Source organism: Rhodococcus sp. NPDC056743 (genome assembly GCF_042790355.1).
Classification (GTDB): domain Bacteria; phylum Actinomycetota; class Actinomycetes; order Mycobacteriales; family Mycobacteriaceae; genus Rhodococcus_F.
Genome location: NZ_JBHTZI010000007.1, coordinates 138,131 through 151,300, shown reverse-complemented (window position 1 = coordinate 151,300; position 13,170 = coordinate 138,131). Strand labels below are relative to the sequence as shown.

General features: G+C 63.5%; 10 protein-coding genes. 4 read left to right on the top strand and 6 right to left on the bottom strand.

The window, feature by feature from the left end; all coding sequences use genetic code 11:
- The 3 genes from ectB to ACFRFQ_RS17275 are packed head-to-tail and all read left to right on the top strand — an operon-like array spanning position 1 to position 2,620.
- On the top strand, positions 1 to 1,263 hold the full coding sequence (ectB, locus tag ACFRFQ_RS17285) for a diaminobutyrate--2-oxoglutarate transaminase (RefSeq protein ID WP_138872848.1): 1,263 nt from the start codon (positions 1 to 3) through the stop codon (positions 1,261 to 1,263).
- A 16-nt stretch (positions 1,264 to 1,279) separates the two neighbouring features.
- On the top strand, positions 1,280 to 1,678 hold the full coding sequence (locus ACFRFQ_RS17280; protein WP_033232898.1) for an ectoine synthase: 399 nt from the start codon (positions 1,280 to 1,282) through the stop codon (positions 1,676 to 1,678).
- Positions 1,679 to 1,687: 9 nt separating this feature from the next.
- On the top strand, positions 1,688 to 2,620 hold the full coding sequence (locus ACFRFQ_RS17275) for a D-isomer specific 2-hydroxyacid dehydrogenase family protein (RefSeq protein WP_378659964.1): 933 nt from the start codon (positions 1,688 to 1,690) through the stop codon (positions 2,618 to 2,620).
- Positions 2,621 to 2,624: 4 nt separating this feature from the next.
- Here ACFRFQ_RS17275 and helR read toward each other — a convergent pair whose 3' ends face one another.
- A complete protein-coding gene (helR, locus tag ACFRFQ_RS17270) occupies positions 2,625 to 4,802 on the bottom strand; it encodes an RNA polymerase recycling motor ATPase HelR (RefSeq protein WP_378659961.1) in 2,178 nt (725 codons plus the stop codon).
- A gap of 166 nt (positions 4,803 to 4,968) precedes the next feature.
- Here helR and ACFRFQ_RS17265 point away from each other — a divergent pair, with 166 nt between their 5' ends.
- Positions 4,969 to 5,826, top strand: coding sequence for an NAD-dependent protein deacetylase (locus ACFRFQ_RS17265; protein WP_378659958.1), 858 nt, complete (start codon positions 4,969 to 4,971; stop codon positions 5,824 to 5,826).
- Here the strand turns inward: ACFRFQ_RS17265 and proB are convergent.
- The 5 genes from proB to ACFRFQ_RS17240 form a co-directional block, all read right to left on the bottom strand.
- The gene (gene proB, locus ACFRFQ_RS17260) at positions 5,799 to 6,902 is read right to left on the bottom strand and encodes a glutamate 5-kinase (RefSeq protein ID WP_138872845.1); all 1,104 of its coding nucleotides are present in this window, start codon (positions 6,900 to 6,902) and stop codon (positions 5,799 to 5,801) included. The two genes, ACFRFQ_RS17265 and proB, sit on opposite strands and share 28 nt — an antisense overlap.
- A gap of 33 nt (positions 6,903 to 6,935) precedes the next feature.
- Positions 6,936 to 8,387: a GTPase ObgE gene (obgE, locus tag ACFRFQ_RS17255; RefSeq protein ID WP_378659954.1), complete on the bottom strand. Its 1,452-nt coding sequence runs from the start codon at positions 8,385 to 8,387 to the stop codon at positions 6,936 to 6,938.
- Positions 8,388 to 8,612: 225 nt separating this feature from the next.
- A complete protein-coding gene (gene rpmA, locus ACFRFQ_RS17250) occupies positions 8,613 to 8,882 on the bottom strand; it encodes a 50S ribosomal protein L27 (protein WP_003944532.1) in 270 nt (89 codons plus the stop codon).
- Between the two features lie 42 nt (positions 8,883 to 8,924).
- The gene (rplU, locus tag ACFRFQ_RS17245) at positions 8,925 to 9,236 is read right to left on the bottom strand and encodes a 50S ribosomal protein L21 (RefSeq protein WP_033232889.1); all 312 of its coding nucleotides are present in this window, start codon (positions 9,234 to 9,236) and stop codon (positions 8,925 to 8,927) included.
- 334 nt (positions 9,237 to 9,570) lie between these two features.
- Positions 9,571 to 12,837 carry a translation initiation factor IF-2 N-terminal domain-containing protein gene (locus tag ACFRFQ_RS17240; protein WP_378659950.1) on the bottom strand — a complete coding sequence of 1,089 codons (3,267 nt, stop codon included), beginning with the start codon at positions 12,835 to 12,837 and terminating at the stop codon, positions 9,571 to 9,573.
- Between the last annotated feature and the right edge of the window lie 333 nt (positions 12,838 to 13,170).

The window sequence follows — 13,170 nt, the reverse complement described above, 5'->3', positions numbered from 1 at the left end:
ATGAATACCGTAGAAGCAAGCATTTTCGAAACCCTCGAATCCGAGGTTCGCAGCTATTGCCGTGATTGGCCCGCAGTGTTCAGCAGCGCTTCCGGATCCTGGATCCGCGACGAGAACGGCCGCGACTACCTCGATTTCTTCGCCGGCGCCGGCGCCCTCAATTACGGCCACAACAACCCGGTGCTCAAATCCGCACTGGTCGACTACATCTTGAGCGACGGCATCACGCACGGCCTCGACATGTCCACGGTGGCCAAACGCGAGTTCCTCGAAACTTTTCAGCGCACCATCCTCGAACCCCGCGGCTTGGACTACAAAGTCCAGTTCCCCGGCCCGACCGGCTCGAACACCGTCGAAGCTGCGCTCAAGCTGGCCCGCAAGGTCACCGGCCGCGAAGCAATTATCAACTTCACCAACGCTTTCCACGGTATGACTCTTGGTGCGTTGTCCGTCACCGGTAACTCGATGAAGCGCGCCGGCGCAGGCATCCCCCTCGTGCATTCGACGCCGATGCCGTTCGACAACTACTTCGACGGCGTCACCGAGGACTTCCAGTGGTTCTCCCGCGTCCTCGACGATTCGGGTAGCGGAATCAACCGTCCCGCCGCAGTCATCGTCGAAACTGTCCAGGGCGAAGGCGGCGTGAATGTCGCTCGCCCCGAATGGCTTCGGGCGCTCGCAACACTGTGCTCCGATCGCGAAATCCTCCTGATCGTCGACGATGTCCAAATGGGTTGTGGCCGTACGGGCCCGTTCTTCTCCTTCGAAGAGGCCGGCATCGTTCCGGATATCGTCACCCTCTCGAAGTCGATCGGCGGCTACGGCATGCCGATGGCACTCACCTTGTTCAAACGTGAACTCGACGTGTGGGGCCCAGGCGAGCACAACGGTACATTCCGCGGCAACAACCCGGCCTTCGTGACGTCGAAGGTTGCACTCGATCATTACTGGTCGGACGACGCACTGACCAAGAGCACCCTGAAGAAGGGTGCGCGCATCAGCGAATGCTTCGCCAATCTCGCCGATCAGTTCCCCGGTGAGGTCTCGACCCGAGGCCGGGGCCTGGTTCAGGGTCTCGTCTTCGAGCAGCCCGAGCGGGCCGGCAAGGTCTGCCAACTGGCATTCGACGAGGGATTGCTGGCGGAAACCTCCGGCCCGTCCGACCAGGTCGTGAAATTGCTTCCGGCGCTGACGATTACCGACGACGAGATCGAACACGGCCTGTCGATTCTGGCCGAAGCGACCGTCAAGGTATGCAGCTAGAGAAAGGAACTCCCCCATGATCGTTCGCACCACCACCGAGATCACCGATACCGACCGCGACATCACCAGCGAGGACGGCAACTGGCGCAGCAAGCGCATCGTCCTGGGCGGCGACCGCGTCGGATTCTCGTTCCACGAAACCACCATCAAGGCCGGATCGGTCAACACCTTCCACTACGCCAACCACGTCGAGGCCGTCTGGCTCGTCGAAGGCACCGGAAAGCTGATCGACCTGGACAACAACACGGAATACGACCTCGCCCCCGGATCGATGTACCTGCTCAACGGGCACGAGCGGCACCGCGTCGAACCTGACACCGAGATGCGGATGCTGTGTGTGTTCAATCCGCCGGTCACCGGGCGTGAAGTACATGACGAGAACGGAATCTACCCACTCGTCGAGGTGCCCGCGTAGCGTCAAGCCATGACGACTGACACCTCACCACGTGTAGCGATCGGCCCGTCCCCCGATGCACTGCTCGACAGTGCAGTGCTTCGGGGCGGCGGATTGATCAGTCCGCTCGAGTCTGCCGACGCTCTGATCTGGGCCGGGTCACCGGATTCGTTTCCGACGGAGTTGCCGCCGTCGGTCCGGTGGGTGCAGCTTCCGTCCGCCGGGATCGAGGACTGGTTCGAGGCCGGGGTGATTCCGAAGGACACCTACATCACGTGGACGTCGGCTGCGGGCGCATTCTCCTCGTCGGTGGCAGAACATGCCCTGATGTTGCTCTTGGCCGGAGTCAGGCACCTGCCCGCCCACATCGAGGCAAAAACGTGGCGTCAGTTCGAGTTCTTCCCCATGGTCGGCACGCTGCGAGGTTCCACGGTGGGCATCATCGGTGCCGGTGGGATCGGCCGCGCGTTGATTCCGATGCTGGCCGCACAGGGGGCAGACAGCATCGCCGTCAATCGCAGTGGCAGTCCCGTACCCGGAGCAGTGGCTACGTACCCCGCAATGCGCATGAACGAGATCTTCTCTCGCGCAGATCACTTCGTCATCGCGGCCCCGGCAACGCCCGCAACCCGCCACCTCGTCGGAGCGGCGCAACTGGCCGCGATGAAGCCGCATTCCTGGGTCATCAATGTCGCTCGCGGATCTCTGCTGGATACCGACGCACTGGTGGACGCAATCGCGACCGAACGGATCGGTGGCGCCGGACTCGACGTCACCGATCCCGAACCGCTACCAGACGGCCACCCGCTGTGGGATCTGACCAACGCCATCATCACTCCCCACGATTCCAATCCGCCGGGAGTGCGGCCGGCCGCCTTCGCCGATCACGTGTCCAAGAACGTGACGCGGTTTGCCAACGGAGAGACACTCGCCGCACTTGTCGATCCGATCGCGGGCTACTGACCCCTCAGACTTCGCCAAGTCCGGCCAGGGCCTGCGGCAAGGGGCCCTGATGCAGGACGCCGAGGCGTTGGGTGGCTCGGGTCAGGGCTACATACAGGTCGGCCGCGCCCCGAGGGCCCTGCGCGAGGATCCGTTCCGGTTCCACGACCAGAACGGCGTCGAATTCCAAGCCTTTTGTCTCCGACGCCGGCACCGTGCCAGGTACACCGGGTGGACCGATGACAACACTGGTTCCCTCACGGCCGGCTTCTTCGTGTACGAATTCCTCTATGGCAGAATCCAGTTCGCCGCCCTCGACTCGCTTTGACCACGGCGCGACGCCACACGATCGGACAGACTCCGGCGGCGAAACCGACGGCGCAAACTCCGCGAGAACGGCTGCGGCAACGCTCATAATCTCCGCGGGAGTTCGGTAGTTCACCGACAACGGTCGGTAGACCCAGCGCCCCGGCACGTACGGTTCCATCATCGCGCCCCACGTGATCGCACCCGCCGCCGACCGTCGTTGAGCGAGATCGCCCACCACCGTGAAGGATCGGTCGGGGCAACGCCGCATCAACACCCGCCAATCCATTTCGGACAGTTCCTGAGCTTCGTCGACCACAACGTGACGGTACGTCCAATCCCGGTCAGCGGCAGCACGTTCGGCAAGATCCCGAGTGTCGAGCTCCACAAAGCGTTCGGCCAGATCCTCGGCGTACAGCATGTCCTGAGCGAGCAGGTGGTCCTCGTCGTCCATCAGGTCCTCGCGGCTGATCATCATGTCCAGCACGCCGGCAGCGTAGGCGGCTTCTTCCTTACGCTCCTGCTCGGCCGACTGATCTACGGGTTTGTCCCGGCCTAGCAGGTCGACGAGTTCGTCGAGCAACGGCACGTCCGAGACCGTCCACGCGTCACCGTCGACCCGCAGCAGCACCTCGTCGCCGCCCGCCGCTCGCAGCCGCGAAGCTGACGTATACAGCTCTTCCAGAAGCGTTTCCGGCGTCAGGATCGGCCACAATTCGTCCAGCGCTGCGACGAACCCGGCATGTTCCGTCAGCTCCTCGATCAGGTCTTCTCGCAGTTGCTCCCACGCGTCGCGGTCCGACCGGCTCAACCAACCCCGTCCGATCCGGGCTATCGCACGTTCGGTGAGTGCCCACGTGAGTATCTCGGTGAACACAGCCCGGGCGTCGTTGTGCGCGTGACCACTGGCGCGAGCCTCTTCCCTGGCCCACTGCGCAGTCTCGGCATCGATCCGCACCGTCGCGTCCGCCAATTCGATCAGTACAGGTTCTGCGGGCAGTTGTTGCCGGTCGGCAACAGCGGCCGCGAGTACGTCCAGGAACTTCAGGGAACCTTTGATTCGGGCGACTTCCGGAGTGTCCTCGGCGGTGACCCTCAAACCGGGCACCAGATCACCCGTTGTCATGAACACCACATCGGATTCGCCCAGCGACGGCAGTACCCGGCCGATGTGCGTCAGAAACGCCGGGTTGGGCCCGACCACCAGCACGCCGTGGCGCTCCATCCGCTCCCGCTGGGTGTAGAGGAGATACGCGACGCGGTGCAGCGCCACCACAGTCTTTCCGGTTCCCGGACCACCCTCGATCACCAGAACCCCGGAGTGTTCGAGGCGGACGATGTCGTCCTGCTCGGCTTGGATCGTTGCAACGATGTCACGCATTCCGTTGCCACGCGGTGCATTGACCGCCGCAAGCAAGGCCGCATCCCCACGTTCGGTACCACCCGGACGACCGAGCACCTCGTCGGTGAAATCGACCACACAACGCCCACGCGTGTGGAACTGGCGGCGTCGACGCATGTTCTCCGGGTGAGCCGCAGTGGCGACGTAGAACGGACGTGACGCCGGTGCCCGCCAATCGAGAAGCACCGGTTCGTACTCGTTGCCTGAGTCCAGAAGCCCGATGCGACCGATGTACGTGTGCTCACCGTCGAGGCTGTCCAACCGCCCGAAACACAGCCCGTTGTCGGCCACATCGAGCCGCTTTGCCTCGGTGGCAAGCGCGCGTACCTCGTCATCGCGTTGCAAGAGGGTTCCGCCATCTCCCCGCAATGCGGCGGTGTACCTGCCCTTCACCCGCGCACGCTCGGCATCGAGCCGCGCGTAAAGCCCCGCCACGTAACCCTGCTCGGCGCTCAATTCGTCTTCATACCCGTCTTCGTACCCTCGAGTTGGCACGTGCCCCTCCACTTCCATGGCTCTTCCGATCCCTAACACACGGGATCGGAAGAGCCATTCTGCGGCACTACCCCGGCCTTGCCGCAAGCCCCCCAGTCGGCTATATATTGATAGTGGAAGAAAGGGTTTATCCCGGTCACTGACTCCGACGGCCTATCCTGGAACGGTGCCAACCAGTGACAACCGCCTCGATACCCTCACCGAGTTCCTGTCCGGGCGCCGACTCGCGATCTTGACGGGCGCGGGCATCTCCACCGATTCCGGAATCCCCGACTACCGCGGACCCGATTCGCCGCCTCGCAATCCGATGACCTTTCAGCAGTTCATCGGCGACTCCGCGTTCCGGCGCCACTACTGGGCGCGCAACCACATCGGCTGGCGGTACATGGACAGCTCTCGCCCCAACCTCGGCCACCGGGCGGTGGCAACTCTCGAGCGCAGTGGCCGAGCCGTCGGAGTCATCACCCAGAACGTCGACCTCCTGCACACCAAGGCCGGGGCGCGCAATGTCATCGACTTGCACGGCACCTACGCCCAGGTTCGGTGCCTGGACTGTCAGCGACTGATCTCGCGGACAACACTTGCCGAACAACTCGAGGACGCGAATCCCGGCTTTGCCGAAACTGTCGCTGCGGCAACGGGAGTCGAGATAGCACCCGACGCGGATGCGGTCATCGAGTCGACCGCGCATTTCCGAGTCGTCGACTGCGGCGTGTGCGGCGGAATTCTCAAGCCCGACATCGTGTACTTCGGCGAGTCCGTCCCCAAGGAACGAGTTGCCCGCGCATACAGCCTGGTCGACGAAGCCGACGCCGTACTGGTCGCGGGTTCGTCGTTAACCGTCATGTCGGGACTACGATTCGTGCGCTACGCCGCGAAGGCGGGCAAGCCCGTTGCGATAGTCAATCGGGGACACACCCGCGGTGACGAATTCGCCGCCATCAAACTCGATATCGGTTGTACCGAAGCACTTTCCGCTCTAGCGGCACGAGAGCGCTACAGCGCTACCAAGTCGTCGGCATGAACAACCGGACGCTGCATATCCGCCGGCAGATCCGCGGTGGAGCGTCCGAGGATTTCCTCGATCTCCGAGGCGTCGAACGCAACAACGCCGCGGGCGACGGGCTTCTCCCCCGGACCCATCAACGACACCACGTCGCCGGCATGGAAATCGCCTGAGACACCGACGATTCCAGCGGACAGCAAGCTACGACGCTTGGTGACAACCGCACGCACGGCACCTTCGTCGAGATGCACGTCGCCCTGAGTATCGGCGGCATGACGTACCCAGAACCGACGGGCCGAGAGCCTCGTGGGCCGCGCGGCAAACGCGGTTCCCACATCGGCGCCGCTCAGGGCCGCTGCCGCGTCGGACGCAGCGGCAAGGAGAACGGGCACACCGGAATCGGCAGCCAAGCGGGCAGCGGAGAGCTTGGACGCCATACCGCCCGTACCCAGTGCGCCACCCGAACCGGCCACCACACCGTCAAGATCCTCGGGACTGTTGACCTCGGGGATCAAGGTGGCATTGCCCTTGCGGGGGTCGCCGTCGTACAGACCGTCTACATCCGAGAGCAGAATCAGCGCGTCTGCACCGACCAGGTGAGCCACCAACGCGGCTAATCGGTCATTGTCACCGAAACGGAGTTCTGTTGTTGCAACAGTGTCGTTTTCGTTGACGATAGCGACCGCATGCAATGCCCGAAGTCGATCGAGGGTGCGCTGAGCGTTGCGGTGTTGCGTCCGCCGAGCGATGTCGTCGGCAGTGAGCAGAACCTGCCCCACCGTTCGCCCGTACCGCGCAAAGGACGTACCCCACGCATGGGCCAGCGCCAATTGTCCGACGCTGGCCGCCGCCTGCTTTGTTGCGAGATCTCGAGGTCGTTTGGTGAGCCCCAACGGAGCCAATCCAGCACCCACGGCACCGGAAGACACCACAACTACGTCCGAACCCGCACGCATGCGGGCCTCGATGGCGTCGGCCAACAGATCCAGCCGATGGGTATCGAGGCCCGCGACCAAACTGGTCAGTGCGGACGACCCGATCTTCACGACAATACTGTGAGCCGACGCAATCGACTCCCTGGTGGAACCGAGCACAGTCCCGTTCCCTCGCTTCTGGTTTCGCGTGTGTTAGCTGTCTTCGTCGAGCAAGCCGCGGCGAACGCGCCGGGCATGCTTGCGCTCGTCGGCGCCGATGCGCTCGACCTGATCGAGTCGCGGATCGGTACCGCGACCCGTGCGGGTCAGGTCGATACCGGCCGGCGTCTGCGGCTCCCAGTCGAAGCTGACGTCACCGATCGTGACCGACGCTCCGGGCTGTGCGCCCTTCTTGACCAGTGCATCTTCGACGCCCAACCGTGCAAGACGGTCGGCGAGGTAGCCCACGGCTTCGTCGTTGTCGAAGGCCGTCTGACGAATCCATCGCTCCGGGCGCGTACCGCGGACGACGAATCCACCGGGAATATCGGGATCCTTCTCGATGGTGAAGCTGGAATCCTTGACCTTGATGGGCCGGATGATCTGACGCTTCGGCTCCGGCTTGGGGTTAGCCTCCCGGTAGTCGCGCACCATCTTCGCCAACGCGAATGTCAACGGACGCAAACCTTCACGGCTCACAGCCGAAATCGTGAAGACGGGCCAGCCGCGAGCTTCGATTTCCGGTGTGACCATCTCCGCCAACTCGGCAGCCTCAGGGACGTCCGTCTTGTTGAGGATGACAACGCGCGGACGCTTGTCGAGGTCACCGAGTCCCGAGTCGCCGGACAGCGCCGGCGTGTAGGCAGCGAGTTCCGCTTCGAGTGCGTCGATGTCGGACATCGGATCGCGTCCCGGATCCAGAGTTGCGCAGTCGATCACGTGCGCCAGCACAGCGCAGCGCTCGATGTGGCGCAGGAAGTCCAGACCCAAACCGCGGCCTTCGCTGGCACCGGGGATCAGTCCGGGAACATCGGCGACGGTAAACGTGGTGTCGCCACTCGAGACAACACCGAGATTGGGAACCAGTGTCGTGAACGGGTAGTCCGCGATCTTCGGTTTGGCCGCCGACAGGACGGAAACCAGCGACGACTTGCCGGCGGAGGGGAATCCGAGCAGACCCACGTCGGCAACCGACTTGAGTTCGAGAACCAGATCACGCTCGACGCCGTCTTCACCGAGCAGCGCGAAGCCGGGAGCCTTGCGGGCCTTCGAGGCCAATGCCGCGTTGCCGAGGCCACCACGTCCACCTTGAGCGGCGTCGTAGCGCGAGCCGACTCCCACGAGGTCGGCCAGGACATTGCCGTCGGTATCGAGTACGACGGTGCCATCCGGAACCTTCAGGATGAGATCTTCGCCGTTGGCGCCTTCACGGTTGCTGCCGGCACCCTGCTTGCCGTTGGTGGCCTTCGCATTGGGATGAAAGTGGAAGTCGAGGAGAGTATGGATGTTTTCGTCGACGACGAGGACGACATCGCCGCCGCGTCCGCCGTTCGCACCGTCAGGACCGCCGAGCGGTTTGAACTTCTCGCGGTGTACGGAGGCGCAACCATTGCCGCCTTTTCCAGCGCTGACGTGCAGCACAACACGGTCAATGAATCGGGACATGACTGCCGGATCCTTCCTCAGTCAATTGCGGGTCTCACGCGATGAGCTGAACTTCAGGTGAGCAGGGTTGCTCGGATGGAACTAAGGGAATGAATGCACTGCCTAAACAAACAATAGGGGCGGACCGGGTTATTTCAACCCTGGTCCGCCCCTATTGGGAGCTTGGAACGCGTCACGTCGTCACTGAAAGCAGTTGAACCTGTGACGCACAACTAGCGAGAGAGACTAGACCTCAGCCGCAACGACGGCCGGAACGATGTTCACGGTCTTGCGTCCACGCTTCTGGCCGAACTCGACTGCACCGGCAGCGAGAGCGAACAGGGTGTCGTCGCCGCCACGGCCGACGTTGACGCCGGGGTGGAAGTGCGTGCCGCGCTGGCGAACCAGGATTTCGCCTGCGCTGACGGACTGGCCGCCGAAGCGCTTCACGCCGAGGCGCTGGGCGTTTGAATCGCGACCGTTACGGGAGCTGGATGCACCCTTCTTATGTGCCATGCTATTGACCCTCCTCGGGTGAAATTAGCTAGAAAGAACTGGTTACTTGATGCCCGTGACCTTGAGCACCGTAAGCGGCTGCCTGTGGCCCTGACGCTTGTGGTAACCGGTCTTGTTCTTGAACTTGTGGATGCGGATCTTCGGGCCCTTGGTGTGCTCGACGATCTCACTGGTGACCGCGACCTTGGCCAGCTTGGCCGTGTCGGTGGTCAGGTCAGATCCGTCAACCACGAGAACGGGAGCAAGCGAGACAGCAGTGCCGGGCTCACCCTCGATCTTCTCGACCTTGACGAGGTCACCAACAGCGACCTTGTACTGCTTTCCGCCGGTCTTGACGATCGCGTACGTTGCCATCGGAGGGCTACCCCTTGCTTCTTCGAACTTGCTCGCGCTGCTGCCTGAGGCGTCAAATGCATCGCGACTGGTCTGGTTTATGTCACCTCGGCTCGATGCTGATGCACCGGGAGATTCCCGCAGACATTCCCGCACTCTAGGCACACGGAATCTCTACCGCCGGGTGGCGACTATGCAAGGTTACGGGAAAGCAACCGTCATGGTCAAACCGCCCCGCCGAGGGGTGAAACGATCCTACATTTACTGCTTCTACCAGCAGAAACTCCGGTTCATGGCTTCGGCGCCCGCCACAGCGGGTCAGGCACCGAAGCCAATTTCCGAACGAAGGTAGTTCTTACTCGCCGTCAACCGGCGGACCGGCCGGACGTGCTGCTGCGCGGCGTCGACGCGGCCTCTTGACCACCACGACGTCGTCTTCCACCGGCGCCGCTGCAGCGGCGGTGACAGGCTCCGCTACGGCTTCCGCCACAGGTTCGGGCGTCGGCAGGACAAAGACCGTGCCAACCTCGGGTGCCGCGACGCTGGGCGCTGACGCAGCCCGAGACGCCCTGCGGCTGCGACGACGACTTCGCGGAGCAGACTCGGCTGCCACCGCGCTGCCACCGACGTCACCCGACCGGGTGTCACTGGTGCCGTTATCTGTCTGCGCCGCAACACTATCCACAGCACCATCAGTAGCCCGGCCAGAATCGGCAGTGGACGAATCCGCTGCCACCGGCGCCGATTCGGCACTTTTGGAAGCATCGCGCTCCGCCGGAGCCTGCGCCTCTGCGACACTCTCCCCGTCGTGGCTGTGCTCGTCGTGATGCGCCGCCATCGCCAGCGCGACGGGGTGCGCCCGCTTGACTGTCGCGTCGACTGCCGGAACCTCCGGCGTCGGCGCTTCGTGTCCGTTGGACTCACTCGCGTTGGACTTGTCTCCACGGCCCCGCTTGTTCTTGCGTGAACTTCCGGACTCGCTGCGCTGCTGCGAGGAGCGTGCTCCGCCGTCATCGGCGGACTTCACCTCGACCGGTTCGGAATGCACGATGATGCCGCGGCCGTGGCAATGCTCACATGTTGTCGAGAATGCCTCGACCAGACCGGTACCCAACTTCTTACGGGTCATCTGGACCAATCCGAGCGACGTGACCTCCGAAACCTGATGACGCGTGCGGTCACGGCCCAGGCATTCGGTGAGTCGACGCAGGACCAGATCCCGGTTCGATTCGAGCACCATGTCGATGAAGTCGACGACGATCATTCCGCCGATGTCGCGCAAACGCATCTGACGAACGATCTCCTCGGCAGCTTCGAGGTTGTTGCGCGTCACAGTCTCTTCGAGGTTGCCCCCGGCACCGGTGAACTTGCCGGTGTTGACATCGACAACTGTCATGGCCTCGGTACGGTCGATCACCAGCGTGCCGCCGGACGGCAGCCACACCTTGCGATCGAGCGCCTTGGCCAACTGCTCGTCGATGCGACGGGCCTGGAAAATGTCGATGCCGTTGTTCGGCGTGTACTTCTCGAGTCGCGGCAGAAGGTCCGGAGCGACGGAGTTGATGTAGTTCTCCACCGTGCCGTGAGCCTTGTCGCCCTCGATGACCAGCTTCGAGAAGTCCTCGTTGAACAGGTCACGAATAACCTTGACCAGCATGTCCGGCTCTTCGTACAGCGCCTGCGGGCTGCCCGACTTCCCGGAGTCCGCCGCGGCGGCCTGCTCTTCGATTCCCGCCCACTGAGCCTGCAGACGAGTGACGTCGCGCGCCAACTCCTCTTCGCTGACACCTTCGGACGCCGTGCGGATGATCACACCGGCGTCGGCCGGAACGATGTCGCGCAGGATTTCCTTGAGGCGCTTGCGCTCGGTGTCGGGCAGCTTGCGGCTGATACCGGTGGACGAACCACCGGGCACGTAGACGAGGAAACGTCCGGCAAGTGAGATCTGCGTGGTCAGACGGGCACCCTTGTGTCCGACCGGATCCTTGCTGACCTGCACCAGAACCTGATCGCCCGGCTTGAGAGCCTGCTCGATCTTGCGGGAGTTGCCACCGAGACCGGCAGCTTCCCAGTTGACCTCACCGGCGTACAGCACGCCGTTGCGTCCGCGTCCGATGTCGATGAACGCGGCCTCCATGCTGGGCAGCACGTTCTGGACGCGACCCAAGTACACGTTGCCCACCATCGACGCTGCGGCCGAGTTGGTGACGAAGTGCTCGACGAGGACGCCGTCTTCGAGGACTGCTACCTGCGTTGTTGCATGCGGCTGACCACTGTCGGCGCGATCGCGCACGACCATCACCCGATCAACAGCCTCGCGGCGTGCCAAGAACTCGGACTCGGTCAGGATCGGCGGACGACGACGTCCGGCATCACGCCCGTCGCGGCGGCGCTGACGCTTTGCCTCGAGTCGCGTGGAACCACTGATTCCCTGAACTTCGTCCCGCACGACGCGAGTCTTGCTGCGCGGTTCGCGCTCGTGAACGACCGTGTTGGGCGGATCGTCCTCGGATGTCGTGGTGGAATCGGCGCCACTGTCGGAGCCGGTCTTGCGACGACGGCGACGACGGCGGCGACGGTTGTTGCCGTCGGCGTCGAGGTCGGAATCTTCGCTGCTCTCGGACTCGGTGTCACTCTCGGCTTCTTCGGGCGCCGTCTTGTCGGACTTGCCCTCGACGTCCGCCGAAGTGCTCTTGTCATCCGGAGCGGACTCGGAAGTCGATTCATCCGAAGACTCGGACTCGTCCTCGCTCTGCTCCCCCGCCTGCTCACCGCGCCCACGACCACGGCCACGGCGTCCACGACGGCGACGACGCGGCTGGTCGTCGTCTTCCTCGTCGGATTCAGCCTCGGCATTCTCGCCTTCGGCCTGCGGTGCGGTGATGGTCTCCGGTGCCTGTGGGGCTTCGGCTACTGCTGTCTCGACTGCAGCTGTCTCGGCCGGCGTGGTCTCGGCTTCGACCGGTGCGCTCGACTTCTCCTCGACCACCGGCGCTGCCGGCTCGCGACGAGCCCGGCGACGACGCGGCGCGACCTCGACCGCTTCCATGTCGGGCTGCAGGAAGAGCGGAACCTGGGCCGGCGCCTGCTCTGCTTCAGGTGCGTGAGTCTGCGCCGCTTCGAAGGACGTGAATAGATCCGACTGCTCAGGCTCGCTGCCCGGCAACGCTGCGGCCGCATCGAGATCTGCCGCGATCTCCGCAACGGCGGGGTCGACTACGGCCGGCTCTTCGGCGACACCCTTCTTGCGTGAACGACGCACACGGGCCGGCTTTTCCGCAACGGGCGGAGCCTCGACGGCCGGTGCTTCTACAGCCGGTGCTTCTACAGCGGGCGTCTCTTCGACAGGCTTCTCGACCACGGGGTCGATCAGTGCGTCGAGTTCGGCTACTACCGGCTCGATGACATCGGCGACAGAGTGCAACGACGCATGAATACGTTCGGCCACGTCACGGTGCACGCTCGACTGAGCGCTGCGAATCTCGGTTCCGAGAGCAGCAGCCTCCGCGAGGACCTGCTTGCTGGTGATTCCCAGCAACTTGGCCAGCGCATGTACGCGCATCTTGTCCGGAAAGACCGGAGCTTCGTTCGATTCTGAATCTGTTGGGGCTTGATCGGCCACGTAAGTCTCCTCAGCCCCCGGGCGCGTCCAACTCTGCAATCGAGTTGTCACGCGGCCACGCAGGGGCGCGCTGTGTGTACTCGCACTCAGAAGTGAGTGCGAGATTGTAAGGTCTCGCTCCGCATGGTCCGTAGTGCCCGTTATTCACTGCGTACACATGAAGTGCCTGGCTGGATGGCTGTTGTCCGTGAGGTCCGTGGCCCGAGCGCCTGATCATCCAGCGTGCAAAGGTCCAGGGATTTCCTGTTGACCGATAGCAGCGATGAAAGGGCATCGAGCGCAATGTCACGTCGAACCTGGTGTCACATCGAAACTTGGGTGTCATCCGGTTGA